At 72.3% G+C, this 16,356-nt stretch carries 13 protein-coding genes; 9 read left to right on the top strand and 4 right to left on the bottom strand.

Features of this window, described 5'->3' with window-relative positions; genetic code table 11:
• Positions 1-40 precede the first annotated feature (40 nt).
• The 4 genes from ACIRB4_RS03450 to ACIRB4_RS03435 all read right to left on the bottom strand — a co-directional run bounded on the left by ACIRB4_RS03450 (position 41) and on the right by ACIRB4_RS03435 (position 5,068).
• The gene (locus tag ACIRB4_RS03450; RefSeq protein WP_403288152.1) at positions 41-1,300 is read right to left on the bottom strand and encodes an MFS transporter; all 1,260 of its coding nucleotides are present in this window, start codon (positions 1,298-1,300) and stop codon (positions 41-43) included.
• Positions 1,297-2,658 carry a TldD/PmbA family protein gene (locus ACIRB4_RS03445; RefSeq protein WP_403288150.1) on the bottom strand — a complete coding sequence of 454 codons (1,362 nt, stop codon included), beginning with the start codon at positions 2,656-2,658 and terminating at the stop codon, positions 1,297-1,299. Before ACIRB4_RS03445 ends, ACIRB4_RS03450 begins: the two co-directional genes overlap by 4 nt.
• On the bottom strand, positions 2,655-4,028 hold the full coding sequence (locus ACIRB4_RS03440) for a TldD/PmbA family protein (RefSeq protein WP_403288149.1): 1,374 nt from the start codon (positions 4,026-4,028) through the stop codon (positions 2,655-2,657). The genes ACIRB4_RS03445 and ACIRB4_RS03440 overlap by 4 nt, the downstream gene beginning before the upstream one ends.
• Positions 4,029-4,096: 68 nt before the next feature.
• Positions 4,097-5,068, bottom strand: a complete 972-nt coding sequence (locus ACIRB4_RS03435) for a TauD/TfdA family dioxygenase (RefSeq protein WP_403288148.1) — start codon at positions 5,066-5,068, stop codon at positions 4,097-4,099.
• Between the two features lie 270 nt (positions 5,069-5,338).
• Between ACIRB4_RS03435 and ACIRB4_RS03430 the strand changes: the two genes are divergently transcribed.
• The 9 genes from ACIRB4_RS03430 to ACIRB4_RS03390 are packed head-to-tail and all read left to right on the top strand — an operon-like array spanning position 5,339 to position 16,226.
• Positions 5,339-6,199, top strand: a complete 861-nt coding sequence (locus ACIRB4_RS03430) for an isocitrate lyase/phosphoenolpyruvate mutase family protein (RefSeq protein ID WP_403288146.1) — start codon at positions 5,339-5,341, stop codon at positions 6,197-6,199.
• A gap of 49 nt (positions 6,200-6,248) precedes the next feature.
• Positions 6,249-7,223: a 2,3-diaminopropionate biosynthesis protein SbnA gene (gene sbnA / locus ACIRB4_RS03425; protein WP_403288145.1), complete on the top strand. Its 975-nt coding sequence runs from the start codon at positions 6,249-6,251 to the stop codon at positions 7,221-7,223.
• On the top strand, positions 7,216-8,286 hold the full coding sequence (gene sbnB / locus ACIRB4_RS03420) for a 2,3-diaminopropionate biosynthesis protein SbnB (RefSeq protein ID WP_403288144.1): 1,071 nt from the start codon (positions 7,216-7,218) through the stop codon (positions 8,284-8,286). The genes sbnA and sbnB overlap by 8 nt, the downstream gene beginning before the upstream one ends.
• Positions 8,283-9,998 carry an amino acid adenylation domain-containing protein gene (locus ACIRB4_RS03415; protein ID WP_403288143.1) on the top strand — a complete coding sequence of 572 codons (1,716 nt, stop codon included), beginning with the start codon at positions 8,283-8,285 and terminating at the stop codon, positions 9,996-9,998. The genes sbnB and ACIRB4_RS03415 overlap by 4 nt, the downstream gene beginning before the upstream one ends.
• A 1-nt stretch (position 9,999) precedes the next feature.
• The gene (locus ACIRB4_RS03410; protein ID WP_403288142.1) at positions 10,000-11,157 is read left to right on the top strand and encodes a nucleotidyltransferase family protein; all 1,158 of its coding nucleotides are present in this window, start codon (positions 10,000-10,002) and stop codon (positions 11,155-11,157) included.
• Complete coding sequence (locus ACIRB4_RS03405) at positions 11,154-12,059, top strand: hypothetical protein (protein ID WP_403288141.1); 906 nt, start codon at positions 11,154-11,156, stop codon at positions 12,057-12,059. The genes ACIRB4_RS03410 and ACIRB4_RS03405 overlap by 4 nt, the downstream gene beginning before the upstream one ends.
• Complete coding sequence (locus tag ACIRB4_RS03400; protein ID WP_403288140.1) at positions 12,056-13,180, top strand: 2-aminoethylphosphonate aminotransferase; 1,125 nt, start codon at positions 12,056-12,058, stop codon at positions 13,178-13,180. The genes ACIRB4_RS03405 and ACIRB4_RS03400 overlap by 4 nt, the downstream gene beginning before the upstream one ends.
• 53 nt (positions 13,181-13,233) lie before the next feature.
• Positions 13,234-15,486, top strand: coding sequence for an FAD/NAD(P)-binding protein (locus tag ACIRB4_RS03395; RefSeq protein ID WP_403288139.1), 2,253 nt, complete (start codon positions 13,234-13,236; stop codon positions 15,484-15,486).
• Positions 15,483-16,226 (top strand): maleylpyruvate isomerase family mycothiol-dependent enzyme, encoded by a 744-nt coding sequence (locus ACIRB4_RS03390; protein ID WP_403288138.1) that lies wholly within the window; start codon positions 15,483-15,485, stop codon positions 16,224-16,226. The genes ACIRB4_RS03395 and ACIRB4_RS03390 overlap by 4 nt, the downstream gene beginning before the upstream one ends.
• The last annotated feature ends 130 nt before the right edge of the window (positions 16,227-16,356 follow it).

The following is a 16,356-nucleotide window of genomic DNA, read 5'->3' as shown; positions in this document are numbered from 1 at the left end:
GGGTACTCCATTCGGTTGCTCTGGGAGGGCGGCGCACGTCTCAGGTGCGCAGGGGAGCGTCGTCCGCCGACGGCGACTCCTCGGGCGCGGGGAGGTCACGCAGGGGTCGCAGCCGGGAGAGCACGAGCCACAGGACGCCGGCGCTCATGCCGGCGCCGCCGACGAGGAGGGCGCCGCGGATCCCGAGCCACTCGCCCAGGGCTCCGCCGGTGACCGAGCCGAGCGGGAGGATGCCCCAGACGAGGAAGCGCACGCTGGCGTTCATCCGGCCGAGCAGCTCCGGCGGGCACAGCTGCTGCCGGATGCTGACCTGTCCCACGTTGTAGACGACGATGCCGAAGCTCATGACGAACCAGGGGACGGCGAACAGCAGGCTCTTCCAGCCGCTTTCGGCGAACGGGATGAACAGGGCGGTGGGCACGGTCAGCAGGTACGCGGTCCACATGGCGCGTACCTGCCCGAACCGGCGGGCGAGGCGGCCGGCGAAGGAGGCGCCGAGCACCCCGCCGACGCCGCTGACGGCCATCAGGACGCCGACGGCGGTGCCGGAGAGCTCCATCTCGTCGACGAGCAGCAGCATCACCAGCGGCAGGGAAACCGCGTAGAAGAAGTTGTAGGTGGCGGCGGAGCCGGTGATGGCCCGGAAGACCGGTTCGCGCAGGACGAACCTGAGGCCCTCGCGGATCTCGGCGCCCATGCGGCGCCGCTCGGTGCGCTCCGGGACCGCCTCGGGGGTGCGGATGCGGGAGAGCAGGAGCGCGGACACGACGTGGGTGGCGGCCTGGACGGAGACGGTCGCGACGGCGCCGACGAGCTGGACGAGCCCGCCGCCGAGGGTGGGTCCGGCCAGCCGGGAGACCGCGTTGGTGCTCTCCAGCCGGGCGTTGCCCTCGACGAGGTGGTCCCGGCCGACGACGACGGGGATGTAGGACTGGTAGGCGATCTCGAAGAACGCGGTGGCGAGCCCGACGAGGAGGGTCACGGCGAGCAGGGCGGGGAAGGTGACCAGGTCGAGGAGGAAGCCGAGGACGATCGCCGCCATCAGCAGGGCCCGCAGCAGGTCGCAGACGATGAGGATCGGGCGGCGCCGGGACCGGTCGACGAACACGCCCGCGGGCAGGCCCACGAGGAGGAACGCCACCGTCTGCGCGGCCTGGAGCAGCCCCATCTGGAACGGGGTGGCGGACAGGGCGCCTGCCGCGAGGAGCGGGATGGCCACCCGGGTCATGTTGGTGCCGATCATGCTGACCGTCTGCGCACCCCAGAACAGCCGGAACTCGGGGTTCTTCAGGAGGCTCATACGGCGTCCTGGTGGCCGACGGTGAGGCTGCGGGTCCAGACGCCGGGACCGGCGACGAAGGAGTTGTTGCTGCGGTTCACCCGGACGCGGCCGTCGTGTCCGTCGATGGAGCGGAGCAGTTCGAAGACGTTGCCGGCGAGGGTGATGTTGCCGGCGTTGCGCCGGGTGCCGTCGGGGCTGACGAGCACGGCGTTGGCGCCGATGGAGAAGTCCCCGGTGATGGGGTTGGAGGTGTGGGCACCGTTGGCCTGCACCACGTGGAGCACGGTTCTGTCGGGGCGGACCTCGGTGCCGAGGTCGTCGGTGTGGCTCAGCAGCAGATGGCCGGGGTGGACGGTCGGCATCTCCCCGTTGGCGCCGCGGTGCGCGGAGCCGGTGGCGGGAGCGCCCGCCTCGGCGGCGGTACGGCGGGAGGAGAGGAAGCCGCGCAGGACGCCGTCCTCGACGAGCACGGTGGGGCCGGTGGGGGTTCCCTCGCCGTCCCAGGGGATGAAGAGCGGGGAGCCGGCGGCCGTGGGGTCGTCGAGGAGGGTGACGCCGGGCGAGGCGACCCGTTCGCCGACGCGGTCCTTCAGGGGTGAGCGGCCTTCGAGTACGGAGTCGAGGAGGAACGCGGGGGCGACGAGGGTGAGCAGCCGGGAGAGCACCCGGCCGTCGACGAGCAGGTCGTCGTGGTCCAGGACGGTGGCGGGCCTGGAGGCGAGGACCCGGGCGAGGGCGACGAGTTCGGCCAGTTCGGTGCGCTCGGCGTCGTCGAGGATGCCCTCCATGGTGCGGCCGAAGAGGTGGTGGCCGATGTAGCCGGTGCCCTCGCCGCGGGCGGTGATCCGGGCGAAGAGCTGCGCGACGCCGGTGTCGTACTCGGCGGGGCCCGCGCCCGCGCGGTGGAGGCGGACGCGGGTGCGGTCGGCGCGGGCGCGCAGTTCGATCTCCAGGTCGCCGGTGCCCTCGGCGAGGGCGCGCAGACGGGCGGTGGCGTCGGCGCCGATCCGGGGCAGGGGGGCCGCCGGAGGGGTGTGGGGGGCGCGGTTCGCCTGGGGGGCGGGGGCGGCGTCTTCGGCGGCGAGGACACGGCCGATCTCGAGGGCGGTGGTGACCAGGGCGGTGTCGGTGGCGCCGGGGACGTTGCGGACGGCATAGCCCTCGTTGCCCTCGGCCCACACGGTCAGCGCGGTGGCTCCGGAGGAGACCTCGCTGCGGCGCTCGACGGTCCCGGCGCGGCAGACGAGTTCGTCGGTCTCGTGCCAGGCGGTCCAGACCTCGGCGTCGGCACCGTGCCGGGCGGCCTCGGCGAGGAGGACGTCGCTCGCGCCGGTCCGCGCCTCGGCGCCGGCGAAGTGTTCGCGTGAGGTGGTCATCGGCTCGTGCCTCCCACCAGGAGAGAACCGACCCGGAGGGTCGGTCCGACGACGCCGACCGTCACCCACTGGCCGAACTTCCCGCACTTGGCCGCGCCCACCGTGCTGTCGTCGGCGATGGCGTCGATGTCCCTCAGCACCTGTGTTCCCGTTCCCGTGATGGTGGTTTCCTCGATGGGGTCGGTGACCCGCCCGTTCTCGATCAGATGGCCGTTGGTCACCCGGAAGGTGAACTCGCCGGTGGATTCGATGACTTCGCCGCCGCCGACGTGCTCGGCGTAGATGCCGTACTCGGTGGAGGCGATGATCTCGTCGACGGTGGAGGTGCCGGCGGCGAGGCAGGTGTTGGTCATGCGCGGCTGGGGCGGCTGGAGGGCCGTGGTGCAGCGGCCGTTGCCGCTGGAGGCGAGCCCGAGCCGGGCCGCGGACTCCTGGTCGGTGAGCCAGCCGGTGAGGACGCCGTTCTCGATCAGGGTGGTCGGGGTGGCGCGTACGCCTTCGTCGTCGTAGACGTACGAGCCGACGGCGCCGGGGACGGTGGGGTCGTCCCTCAGGGTGACCAGCGGGGAGGCGATGGTCCGGCCCATCTGTCCGGCGTAGACGGAGCCGCGCAGCACCTCGTCGCCCTCCAGGGGATGGCAGCAGGCCTCGTGGAGCAGGACCATGCCGCGGCCGCCGGCGACAACGACGGGCAGCCGGCCGACGGGGGCGGGCCGGGCCGAGAGGCCGGTGACGGCGCGGCGGGCGACCTCGGCGCCGGCGGCGCGCATGTCGATGCCGGAGAGCGGGCCGCTGACGCCGGGGGTGTAGAAGCCGGTGGCGACGCGGCCGCCCTTGCGGGCGATGACGCGGACGGTGAGGTAGCTGAGCAGCCGGGTCTCGTCGTGCACGAGGCCCTGGGCGTCGACGAGGCAGAGGTCCTGCTCGGCGAGTTCGAAGTCGATCACGACCTGGGCGACGGTGGGGTCGTAGTCGCGGGCGGCCTGTTCGAGTTCGCGCAGGGCGGTGAGCGCCGTGCCGGGTTCGGTCCAGGCGGGGGACCGCCCGGGGCCGGGGGTGTGGAGGGAGGCTCCGGCGGTCCCGGTGGCGCCGGGGGCGGTGCTGCCGCCCTCGACGGCGAGCCGGGCCACGGCCGGGTCGAAGCCGGAGACCGAGCGGTGCAGGAACGTGTCGCGCGTGACGTACCGCGCCGCGGTCGCCTGTCCCCACTGCACGCTGATGTCGCTGACGCGGCCCTCGGCGAGCCGGCCGCTGGTGCGGTGCCAGGTCTGCACCTCGCCGGATGCGGAGAGGTGGTCCTTCGGGCGGTTCCGCCGCAGTTCGGCGGCCAGGTCGTGGCCCACCGTCCGGAGGGACTCACGCGGGTGCATCGATGGTCTCCTTGGCGTGTCGGGACGTTCGGGCGCGGCGCGGGCGAGGAGGCCCGGCAGGACGGCCGTCAGGCCTTGGTGGACCACATGCGGAACATGTAGCGGTTGACGTCGTCCGGCCGGTCGTCGCTCATGTCGATCTCGCGGGGCGGGAAGCGGTCGTAGAACGCCGTACGGGTGTGGAGGAAGCGGTCGTCGGCGGAGACCAGGGTCTGCCCGCGCTCCAGGCGGACGCGGTACTGCACGGAGGACTGGTCGAGCACGGCGTCGAAGAAGTCGAGCGCGGCGCGCTGTTCGGCGGTGATGGGCTCGCCGACCTTGTCGTGGGCGACCTCGATGTAGGTGCGGAAGTAGCGGACCAGGGGCTCGCCGTCGGCGGTGTAGCGGATGATCGGCGAGCGGAAGAAGCCGGTCTCCCGGGACAGCGACATGCCGCGCTTCTCGAACCAGAAGTCCTGGGTGAGGATGGCCAGGACGTCCGGGTGGCGCTCCAGGACCTCGTGGACGGGCTTGGCGTCCACGAGGATGCTCTCGCCGCCGATGTAGGCGGACTGGCCGCAGGACAGCAGCAGGTAGTCGATGGGGTCGACGTCGTTGACGGCGTCGTTGTGCATGTACGAGCCCTGCTTGGTCTGGTGGTAGCGGGCGCCGTCCTCGATGGTCTTGCGGATGCCCCGGTCGTAGACCTCGATCAGCCGCCAGCCGTCGGTGTTCTGGACCATGGGCCGGCCCAGCGCGGTGCCGAGCACCCAGGCGTAGAGCGCCTGCCCGCGGAGGCTGTCCACGCCGGCGACGCGGTCGTACACGATGAAGTGCGCGGTGTCGTCGATGACATGGCGGCTCGCGTCGACCTCCGCCGCGAAGAGCGGGACGGCGTCGAGGTCGACGTCGATCGCGTCGACCCGGCCCGCGGGGAAGCGCCGGTCGAGCTCGGCGACGTACGCGGCGACTTCGCGCTGCGCCCGCTCGGAGAAGGTGTGGAACGTCTCTGCCGGAACCTCCAGGGTGCGGGGGTGAGTGGGCGCGAGCGTGGTGCTCATTCTCTGCTGTTCCTCTCTGGGATTCCCGATGACCCGCAGCGGGGCCGGTAGGCATTGCATCACGCTGGCAAGTCGTTGACAAGGTTGTTGACATCTTCGGTTTCAGACGCCTACCTTCAGCGTCGTGCCGCCTGGCCATGAGCCCGACAGCCAGCGACAACAACCAGGTAAGAATCTTGGCAATACCTTGCCTAGACATTGCTCAAGCATTGCCTACAACGGCGTAGAGCGATTCGATCCACCACATCGAACGATTCAGGAGTCTCAGGCGTGCAGCGGTCCATCTATCCTTCTTTTCGCTCTGTTCTGGCCGACAACGAGATCGTTCGTGTGGCGGGCGCCAACCACGCCCTCGGCGGACTGCTCGCGGAAGAGGCCGGGTTCCAGGCCGTCTGGTCGTCCAGCCTCGAGGTGTCGGCGTCACGCGCTCTGCCGGACGCGAGCATCCTGAGCATGACCGAGTACCTCGAAGCGGCTGCCAACATCCAGAAGGCACTGCGGATCCCGGTCGTCGCCGACTGCGACACCGGATACGGCGGCAACCTCAACGTGGCGCACATGGTCCACGAGTTCGAGGCGGCCGGCATCACCGCGATCTGCGTCGAGGACAAGCTGTTCCCCAAGATGAACAGCTTCGTCGCGGGCGGCCAGACCCTTCTCGGCACCAAAGAGTTCGCCGACAAGATCCGCATCGCCAAGGCGGCCCAGGCCACCCAGGAGATGTTCGTCATCGCCCGCACCGAGGCCCTCATCAGCGGGCTCGACGTCGACGCGGCCCTCGAACGCTGCCGTGCCTACGCCGACGCCGGCGCGGACGCGGTCCTCGTCCACTCCAAGGTGAAGACCCGCGACCAGGTCGTCGGGTTCCTCGAGGGCTGGGACTTCCGCTGCCCGGTGGTCATCGTGCCGACGACCTATCCGGACTGGCACATCGACGACATCAAGCAGGCCGGCGTCTCCGTCGTCATCTACGCCAACCAGGGGCTGCGCGCCACCGTCAGCGCGCTGCGCGAGACCTACCGCTCCGTCTACGAAACCGGCGACTCCACGGCGGTCGAGGACTCCATCGCCTCCGTCCAGGACATCTTCGCCCTGCAGCGCCTGGAGGCCTGGCAGAAGCTCGACGCCTGATCGCCGGGACGGACCGTAGGGGGCGGGACGAAAGAAGCGGACACGACTCTTGGCCATCATCTCCACAGCGGACGAACTGTTCGACAGCGACGTCTACGTCGACCTCGGACACACGCTCCGCATCCCGTTGCACCTCAAGTGCGAAGGCTTCAACTTCGCCGGCTCCGTGAAGCTCAGGGCAGCCACCTCCATGATCGCGTCGGCCGTCCGGCTCGGTCTGATCGACGAGCGCTCCACCGTCGTCGAATCGTCCTCCGGGAACCTCGGGGTGGCGCTCAGCGTGGTGGCGGCCGCCCGCTCCCTGCGGTTCGTCTGTGTCACCGACCCCAAGTGCAACCCCGCGACCGTCAAGCTCATGCGGGCCCTCGGCAGCGAGGTGGTCGTCGCCGACCGGCCCGACGCGGACGGCAGCTATCTGACCGCCCGCAAGGCGCTCGTCCGTGAGCTGTGCTCGCGCAACTCCGGCTACGTGTGGCTCAACCAGTACGAGAACCCCGCCAACTGGCTGGCCCACTACGAGAACACCGCGCCCCTGATCGCCAAGCAGTTCCCCCAGCTCGACGTGCTGTTCATCGGCACCGGCACCGGTGGCACCCTCACCGGCTGTGCCCGATGGTTCCGGGACAACCGCCCCGGCGTACGGATCATCGCGGTGGACACCGTGGGCTCGGTCAACTTCGGGATGCCCGCCGGCCCCCGGCACCTGCCGGGGCTCGGCGCCAGCGAGCCGATGCCGCTGGTCGAGGCAGCCGAGGTGGACCAGATCGTCCGGGTCCACGAGCGCGACACCGTGCGGATGTGCCGGCGCCTCGCCCGGCACGGGTTCCTCATGGGCGGTTCCACCGGAACCGTCGTCAGCGGCGCCGCCCGCTGGCTGGAGCAGCACGACCCCGGCTCCACCCTCACCTCGGTGGCCATCTCCGCCGACATGGGCGACCGCTACATCGAAACGGTTTACGACGACACCTGGGTGCGGAGCACCTACGGCGACCTCGACAAGGAACAGGAAGAGAGCAATGGCTGAGCAGCAGGGCGGGCCCCCGCGGTTCTCCGTCGTACCCGGCGCGGCGGTGCACCGCGGCCTCGAAGGACGCAGGGCCGAGATCATCGACCTGGTGGAGGCCGCCTACCGCCGCCACGGCGAGGGCGGCACCGTCAACCCGCCCTCGTACTTCCTGCGCTTCCCCGACCGGCCCACCGCCCGGATCATCGCCCTGCCGGCCTCGGTCGGCGGGACGGACGGGACCGACGGGACCGACGGCGTGGACGGCATCAAGTGGATCTCCAGCTTCCCCACCAACCTGGAGCGGGGCATCCCGCGCGCCTCCGCCGTCCTGCTGCTCAACGACCCGGCCACCGGCTACCCCTACGCATGCCTGGAGGGGTCCATCATCAGCGCGGTGCGCACCGCCGCGTCGGCCGCCGCCGCGGCCCGGCGGATCGCCGCCCAGCGCGGCGGCACGCCCCGCCGCGTCGGCTTCTTCGGCACCGGCCTGATCGCCCGGTTCATCCAGGACTACCTGAGCGAACTCGCCTGGGACGTGGACGAGTACCACGTCTTCGACCTGAGCGACGACTACGCCTCGTCCTTCGCCCAGCAGGTCCTGGAGCCCACCGGCCGGCCGGTCCGCGTCCACACCTCCGCCGAGGACCTCGTCCGCTCCTGCGACCTGATCGTCTTCGCCACCACCGCCGCGACCCCCCATGTGACCGACCCGGGCTGGTTCTCGCACAACCCGTTGGTCCTCCACGTCTCGCTGCGCGACCTGGGCGTCGACGTGATCCTGGAAAGCGTCAACATCGTCGACGACGTCGAGCACGTGCTGAAGGCCGACACCTCGGTGCACCTGGCCGAACAGCGCACCGGCAACCGGGACTTCCTGGACGGCACGCTGTTCGACGTCCTCACCGGCGCTGTCACCGTCCCCGTGGACCGGCCCGTGGTGTTCTCCCCCTTCGGGCTCGGCATCCTCGACCTCGCCGTCGGCGCCCACGTCCACCGGACGGCCGTCGCCGCCGGGGAGGCCGTCCCCATCGACGGCTTCTTCCACGAGCTGGACCGCCACCAGAGCGCGGGGGCGTCATGACCACCCGGCCCGCCGCCACCCCGCCGGCCGCCGTCCCGTCCGCTCCCACCGTGCCCGTCCTGGCGCCGCTGCCGCTCGCGGACGGTGCCGCCGCCCGCGCCGCCTCGCTCTCCCTCGGCCGGCTCGCGGAGTTCGACACCGCCCCCGGCGTTCTCCACCACGTCGCGCGCTTCGCCGCCGCCACCCCGGACGCGCCCGCCGTCGTCGACGGCGACACCACCCTCACCTACCCCGAGCTGCTGACCCGCGCCGCGCGCTTCCGGGCCGCCCTCACCTCGGCCGGCTGCGGCGCAGGCAGCGTCGTGGCCGCCGTCGGCGAGCGCTCCGCGGACACGATCGCCGCGTTCCTCGCCCTCGAAGGGCTCGGGGCCGTCTACCTGCCCCTCGCCACCGACTGGCCCGCGGAGCGGGTCACCGAGGTCCTCCAGCGCGGCGCGGCCGGGTTTCTGCTCGACTACTCCGGCGCCCCGAACGGCGGCGGCCCCGGCGGGGAGACCGCTGTCAAGGCGGCCGCCGGGCTCGGCACCACCGTCGTCGCCGCCCCTGGGCCGGACGCCGCCGTCGCTCCGTACACCCCCGACGGCCGCGACCAGTCCCTGGAGCCCCGGTACTGCATCTTCACCTCCGGCACCACCGGCCGTCCCAAGGGCGCGGCCGTCGAGCACCGCGGCATGCTCAACCACCTCTGGGCCAAGGTCGCCGACCTGGAGCTCACCGCCGACGACCGGCTGGCGTTCACCGCGCCCCTGGTCTTCGACATCTCCATCTGGCAGATGCTCGCCCCGCTCCTCGTCGGCGGTGCCGTCGTGGTCGTACGGCAGCGGGACCTCGACTTCCCGCGCCGCGTACGGACCGCCCTGGAGCACACCGGCGTCACCGTGGTCGAGCTCGTCCCCACCGTGGTCGGCTGGCTCGTCGGCGAGGCCGAGCGGCGCGGCCCGGTGCTCCCCGCCCTGCGCTGGCTCATCTCCACCGGTGAGGAGCTCCGCCCGGAGCTCGCCGCCCGTACCCTCGCGGCCCTCCCCCACGTACGCCTGCTGAACGCCTACGGGCCCACCGAGTGCTCCGACGACGTCACCCACCACGAGGTCAGCGCCGCCGACACCACCCGGTCCCGGCTGCCCGTCGGCGGGCCCGTCGCCAACGCCCGGCTCTATCTGCTGGTACGCGAGGAGGACGACGGCCCCTGGCGGGCCGCCGAGCCCGGCGAGGCCGGGGAGCTCTTCGTCGGCGGTGTCGTCGTCGGACTCGGCTACGTCAACGACCCCGGCAACAACGCCCGCGCCTTTTTCGCCGACCCCCTCGACCCGGACTCGCCCACCGGCCGGCTCTACCGCACCGGCGACCTCGCCCGCTTCGAGGAGGGCGTCGTGCTCTACCTCGGCCGGGTCGACCGCCAGGTCAAGGTCGCGGGCGTCCGCATGGAGCTCGACGAGATCGAGGCCGTCCTGCTGCGCCACCCGGCCGTCGACCACGCGGCCGTCACCGTGCCCGTCGTCGACGGACACCCCGTGCTCGCCGCCCACTACACGGTTCACGGGCCCGTGACGCCCGAGGAGCTCCGCGCCCACCTGGCCCGCTCCCTCCCCGAGGCGATGGTGCCGCGCCGGCTCACCGAGCTGGACGCGCTCCCCCTGACCCCCAACGGCAAGACCGACCACCGTGCGCTGCGGCAGCTCACGCAGGACGGCACGTCCCCCGCAGAGGTGTGACATGGCAGACAAGACCACTTCCCGTGACCTGACCGCCGAGGACCTGCCCGCGCACTCCCGGCTGCTGCTGCGGATGGCCCGGCTGCGTCTGGGCGCCGACGACATCGCCGCGATCCGCGAGCTGGCGGTCCGCCCCGACCTCGACTGGGGCGCCTTCCTGGAGGCCGCCGCCTGGCACAAGCTGCTGCCGCTGATCGGCCGGCACGTCGACCGCCACCGCCTGGACCGCAAGGTCGGCGAACAGCCGGGCTTCCCCTACCCCTGGGTGTTCACGGGCGCCTACCTCGCCAACCGGGCCCGCAACCAGGGCCTGTCCGACGAGTTCGGCCGGGTCTTCGCCGAACTCTCCTCCGCCGGACTGCGCTTCGCCGTCCGCAAGGGCTTCTCCCTCGGGGAGGGCGAGTACCGCGACCCGGCCCTGCGCCGCATCGCCGACCTCGACGTGCTGCTGTCCCGCGAGGACGCGCGCGCCGCGCACGAGGTCCTGCTCCGCCTCGGCTACATCCAGGGCAAGGTCGCCGAGGACGGCGAGCGGATCGAGCCGTACAGCCGCGAGACGCAGGCGTTCTGGAAGATGAACCTGAGCAACCAGCTGCCGTACCGCAAGCCGGGCGGCCGTCCCGACATCACCGACTTCAACGTCGACATCTGCCACGACATCTTCCAGAAGAAGTCCGGGATCAGCGCAGGAGCCGCCGAGCTGCTGGACCGTGCCGTGCCCACCGTGCTGTGCGGCGCCCCCGCCTTCGAGCCCGCGCCCGACGACCGGCTCCTCGACCTCTGCTCGCACCTGCACAAGGAGGCCACCAGCCTCCACTTCATCGAGGACCGCCAGGACCTCCAGCTGAGCAAGTTCCTGGACCTCGCCCTGGTCGCGGGGGCCTGCGAGGAGGACGCCTGGCAGCGGTTCCTCCAGCGGGTCGCGTCGGTCGGCGCCGAGGCCATCGCCTACTACGCCCTGCACTTCACCGCGGTCCTCTACCCGGAGGCCGTCCCGGCCCACGTCCTGGACACCCTGCGCCCCGAGGACACGGACTACCTGGAGCTGTACGGCTCCCTCGACGGGCAGAGCGCCCGCTGGGAGCAGCCCTTCCTCGGGCGGCTGTTCAACGCCCGCCGGCACACCGCCGGGACCGTCTCCAACGTTCCGCTCCAGTGACCGCCGCCGACTCCACGGCCCCCGCCACGGCGCCGGGCCGCGCGCCCGCGCCCGACGGGACGCCGGGGCTGCTCGTCCTCAAGGTCGGCGGCAGTCTCCTCTCCGACAAGCGGCACAGCGGGGGGACCGACGAGGCGGCCGTCGACGCGTACGCGTCCCTGGTCGCCGAACTGGTCGCCGCGCACCCCGGACGGATCATCCTGGTCACCGGGGGCGGTGCGCTGTGCCACCCCGTCGGCCTGCGGATCAAGGCGGCCGAGGACGACCCGTACGCGGCCGTCGCGCTGACCGAACCGGCCTTCCGCATGCGCTGGGCGTGGACCGCCGCGCTCCGCGCCCACGGGGTACGGGCCGTACCGCTGCAGACCACCTCGATGCTCAACGAGCTGCCCGACGGCACCACCGTCACGGAGACGGCGGTGGTGTCCCGGCTCCTCGCCGAGGGCGCGCTGCCGGTGCTCTCCAGCGACTGCGTGGTCACCGCCGCCGGCACCCTGCGCATCCTCAGCAGCGACGACGTCCCCGGTGTGGTGCTCGACGCCGCCATGGCCCCCGGCCCCGTCCGCGTCGTCGCCCTCACCGACGTGGCCGGAATCCACCTCGCGCGGGACCCGGACAGCCCGGTACTTCCGTACCTCGACCCCGACGACCTGGCCGCCGTGCGGCGGCTGTTCTGGGACGACGCGTGGGACGCCACCGGAGCCATGGAGGGGAAGGTCGAGGCGCTCGCCGCGCACGCCCGCCGCGGCGCGGAGTGCGTCATCACCCGCGGCGACCGCGGACCCGGGGGCCTGCACCACCTCTTCGCCCCGCTCGACACCTGGCCGCGCGATGTCCCCCGCACTCTGATCCGGCGCCGTACCCCCGCCACCACCGAACCGTCCCTGGAGGACCTCACATGACCGGCACGCACGGACGGCCCGACCGCGTCGTCCTGCTGAACCCGGGGCCCGTCAACGTGCACGACCGGGTCCGCGCCGCCCTGGCCGGCCCCGACGAATGCCACCGGGAACCCGAGTGCCAGGCGCTCCTGGGCAGCGTCGGCGGCAAGATCACCGAGGTGTGCGGGGCCGACCGGGACAGCCACGCCGCCGTCCTGTTCACCGGCTCCGGCACGGCCGCCCTGGAGGCCGTCATCAGCTCGGTCCTCCCCGCCGACGGCCGGCTGCTTGTCCTGGACAACGGCCACTACGGCGAGCGGCTGCTGCGCATCGCGAAGGTCCACGGCATCGCCTGTGTCCGGCTGGAGTTCGGCTGGGCCACACCGCTCGACCTCGACTCGGTCGACCGCGCGCTCGCCGCCGACGCGGGCATCACCCATGTCGCGGTCGTCCACCACGAGACCAGCACCGGCATGCTCAACCCGGTGCGCGAGCTCGGCGCGCTGGTCGCCCGCCACGGGCGCTCGCTGATCGTCGACGCGATCAGCAGCCTCGGGGCCGAGGACCTTGACGTCGTCCGCGACCACGTCGACTGGTGCGTCGGCACCGCCAACAAGTGCCTGGAAGGCATGCCGGGCATCAGCTTCGTCTGCGCCCCCCGTGAGCGCCTCGAAGCGCTCGCGGACGTGCCCGCCCGCACCTTCTACTTCGACCTGTCGGCGAACTACCGCGCCCAGGTCCTCAAGGGCAGCCCGCAGTTCACCCCGGCCGTCCAGGTACTGCGCGCCCTCGACGCGGCGCTCGACCTCACCCTCGCCGAGGGTGTCCCGGCCAGGACCGCACGCTACGCGGCACGCGCCGCCGAGATCCGCGCCGGTCTCGAGGAGCGCGGCATCGAACTGCTCCTGCCGCCGGACCAGCGGGCCGGTTCGATCACCAACGCGCACCTCTCCAACGGCATGACGTACGACGAACTGCACGACGGCCTCAAGGAGCGCGGTTACGTGATCTACGCGACCCAGGAGAAGTCCGCGGGGGTGTTCCGCCTCGCCAACATGGGCCAGTTGACCGGTGACGACATCGCCGGCTTCTTCCGCGCGTTCGACGATGTCGTCGCCCGGTCCGCTGACTCGAATTCCTGACCCCAGCCGAGAAGAAGAGATGGAGCGGTGAGCCGGTGACAACCGACAATTCCGTGAACGCTTCGCCGATTCACCTGGCGATCGTGGGCGGCGGCCCGACCTGCACGTACGTCCTGGAGCGCCTCGCCGCCCTGGTGCGCGACCGGCGCGAAGCGGTCGCCCTGGAGATCGTGGTCTACGACCTCTCGGGCGAGTTCGGCCCCGGTCAGGTCCACAGCCCCGGCCAGACGAGGACCAGCTACCTCAACCGGGTCGTCGGCCAGGTGGCCTTCGCCGCCGACGAGAGCGTCGTCGACGCGGGGCCGCTGCTCTCCGCGTCCGAGCGGCCCACGCTGCTCGAGTGGTGCCGCAAGAAGTTCGAGGAGACCGGCGACCCGGTCTACGACATGGTCGCCGAGGACTGGCCCAAGCGGTTCGTGCACGGCGAGGCCCTGCGCGACCAGTTCGCCGGGTACGTGGAGATCCTGCGCGCCGCCGAAGGCGTCGAGGTGACCCTGCGGCAGGCCGAGGTCGTCGACCTGGAGGAGCGCGGCGACCGGTTCGCCGTCCTCACCGCCGACGGCGCTCCCGCGTACGAGGCCGACTACGTCCTCATGCTCACCGGTCACTCGTCGAACCGGCCGGAGCTGGACCCGCGCCAGGCCCACCTGGCCCGGTTCGCCGCCGAACACCCGGCGCACCTCATCCCCTCCGCGTACCCGCTTGAGCGGTCGCTGGACCCGGCGCACACCGGCCCGGGTACGACGGTCGCCTGCCTGGGCATGGGGCTCACCGGCATCGACGTGCTGCTGTATCTCACCGAGGGGCGCGGCGGCACCTTCGAGCGGGACGCGAACGACGAGCTCGTCTACCGCCCGTGCGGTGCCGAACCGGACTCCATCGTGGCGTTCAGCCGCTCCGGCCTGTTCACGTTCGCCCGGCCGTACAACGAGAAGGAACGCGACATCGCGGCCCTGGAGTACAAGGGCCCCTTCCTCACCACGGCGGCCGTCGCCGAGCTGCGGCGGACCGTCGGCGTGCCGAACGTCATCGGCGGCGTCCCCAAGCGCCAGCTCGACTTCGAGCGGCACGTGTTCCCGCTGATCCTGCTGGAGATGGCGCTGATCCAGTACGGCGTGCTGTACGGCCCGGAGTTCCGCGAGGCCGCTGTGCTGGCCGCGCAGCCGGCGTACGAGAAGTTCCTGGCCGACGCCGGCGCCTTCGCGGACCACCACGAGGCCGGTGAGTTCCTCGTCGCGCCCGTCGAGGAGCTGGCCCGGGCCCTCGCCGACCGGGTCGACGACGTCCTGGCGGGCCGTACCGCGCTGGTGGTGTACCGCGGCGGGGATTCCGCCGGCGGTCTGCCGCCGGTCGACCGGGCGGTGCGCTCCTTCCTCACGGTCGTGTACGGCGCCGAGCGGGCCGAGGCCCTGCTCTCCGAGGCCGGCGACCCGCGCGCCTTCGCCGCCGCGGTCGCCGCGGCCGAGTCCCCGTGGCGGCATGCCCCGTGGGCGGCCGAGCACCGCTTCTCGTGGGAGCGGACCATCAGCCCGGTGCCGGTGCCGGACACCGGTTACGCGAGCCCCGAGGAGTACGTCGAGACCTTCCTCGACTTCCTCGACCGGGACATCCGCTGGGCCGCCCAGGGCAATCTGAGCAACCCGGCGAAGGCGGCCGCCGACGCCGCCTGGCGCGACATGCGCGGTGTCGTCATCGAGGCGGTCGACTTCGGCGGGCTGCTCGCCTCCTCGCACCGCACCTTCCTCAGCGTGTACACGCCGCACCACAACCGGCTGTGCCAGGGCGCCTCGGTGGAGGCCATGGAGAAGGTCACCGCGCTGATCAAGAGCGGCCGCGTCGACATCTCCGCCGGCCCGGGCGCCCGCGTGGAGTGCGACGAGGAACGCGGCCTGTTCCGGGTCGTCGGCCCGGTCACCGGAGCCGAGCGGTACGCGGACGCCCTCGTCGACGCGCGGGTCCACGGCTTCGACGCCGAACGCGACGTCATGCCGGTCTATCCGAACCTGCTGCGCCGCGGCATCGTCCGCAAGTGGTCCAACCCGGGTATCGGCGAACCCGACTTCGTCCCCGGCGGCCTGGACCTCACCCCCGAATTCCACCCGGTCCGCGCGGATGGCAGTGTCGAGTCCCGGATCACCTTCCTGGGTCCGCCCAGCGAAGGGGTGATGTACCACCAGATCGGCGCTCTCCGGCCGAACAAGGACCACCACGTCATCCGGGACATCCTCTGCTGGATCCACGCGTTCATGCCGCGGGAGTCCCCGGCCGGGACAGAGACGAAGGAACTCGAAAGGAACCCGTCATGAGTACCTCCATCGACTACACGGACCGCGAGTACGGCGGTGTCGACGTACCCGAGCGGCTCAAGGAGATCCGCGCCGCGCACGACCGACTGCGTGCCGCCGCCGCGGAGATCACCGAGGAGGGCGCCCGCGAGTCCATCCACCTCCCGGGCTGGACGCGCGGCCATGTCCTGATCCACCTCGCCGACCTGTCCCGGGCGTTCGCCCGCCAGGCCCGGTACGCCGTCGAGGGCAGGACCGTCGAGGTGTACGACGGCGGGCGGCCCACCCGCGACCGGCGCATCGAGGAGCTGCACGGCCGGCCGGTCCCGTGGCTGCGGGAACAGCTGGAAGAGGGCCTGAGCGCGCTCGAGGAGGCGTGGGAGGCGCTCGGCCCCGACGGCTGGGAGCTGCCCTGCGCCTACCGGAACTCCCCGCTGTTCGCGACCCAGCTCGCGTGGTGGCGGGAGACCGAGCTGCACACCGTCGACCTCACGGTCGGCTACGGCTCCGAGGAATGGAGCACCGCGCTCTCCTCGCACGTCGTCACCTTCCTGCGGCCCCGGCTGCCGCAGGGGGTCGTGCTGAGCGCGGAGGACACCGGAGAGGAGTGGTCCACCGCGGTCGAGGGCTCGGCCCCGGTGGCGGTCCGCGGCTCGCTGCGCGCGCTGGCCGCGTGGATCTCCGGCCGCCCGCACCCGGTCCTGCCCGTCGTGAACGGCGACCCGGCCGCGGCACTCCCCGAGCTGAACGCCTGGCCGTAAGGCGGTCGGCTCCGGCGGGCCCGCGTCTCGCGGGCCCGCCCCGCCCCGACAGCGCCGGATGAGGTGGGGGGGGGCCCCCCGCGGGGGGGGGGGCCCCCCCCCCCCCAAGCGGTGCGCCCCCCCCCCCCGG

The organism is Streptomyces sp. NPDC093600, from assembly GCF_044764755.1.
Taxonomy (GTDB): Bacteria; Actinomycetota; Actinomycetes; order Streptomycetales; family Streptomycetaceae; genus Streptomyces.
This window is presented reverse-complemented; position numbering and strand designations above follow the sequence as displayed.

Bases quoted from the DNA above. Each gene is read 5' to 3' on its own strand.
- ACIRB4_RS03450 (WP_403288152.1), bottom strand. From the start codon at position 1,300: ATGAGCCTCCTGAAGAACCCCGAGTTCCGGCTGTTCTGGGGTGCGCAG.
- ACIRB4_RS03445 (WP_403288150.1), bottom strand. From the start codon at position 2,658: ATGACCACCTCACGCGAACACTTCGCCGGCGCCGAGGCGCGGACCGGC.
- ACIRB4_RS03440 (WP_403288149.1), bottom strand. From the start codon at position 4,028: ATGCACCCGCGTGAGTCCCTCCGGACGGTGGGCCACGACCTGGCCGCC.
- ACIRB4_RS03435 (WP_403288148.1), bottom strand. From the start codon at position 5,068: ATGAGCACCACGCTCGCGCCCACTCACCCCCGCACCCTGGAGGTTCCG.
- sbnB (WP_403288144.1), top strand. From the start codon at position 7,216: ATGGCTGAGCAGCAGGGCGGGCCCCCGCGGTTCTCCGTCGTACCCGGC.
- ACIRB4_RS03415 (WP_403288143.1), top strand. From the start codon at position 8,283: ATGACCACCCGGCCCGCCGCCACCCCGCCGGCCGCCGTCCCGTCCGCT.
- ACIRB4_RS03410 (WP_403288142.1), top strand. From the start codon at position 10,000: ATGGCAGACAAGACCACTTCCCGTGACCTGACCGCCGAGGACCTGCCC.
- ACIRB4_RS03400 (WP_403288140.1), top strand. From the start codon at position 12,056: ATGACCGGCACGCACGGACGGCCCGACCGCGTCGTCCTGCTGAACCCG.
- ACIRB4_RS03390 (WP_403288138.1), top strand. From the start codon at position 15,483: ATGAGTACCTCCATCGACTACACGGACCGCGAGTACGGCGGTGTCGAC.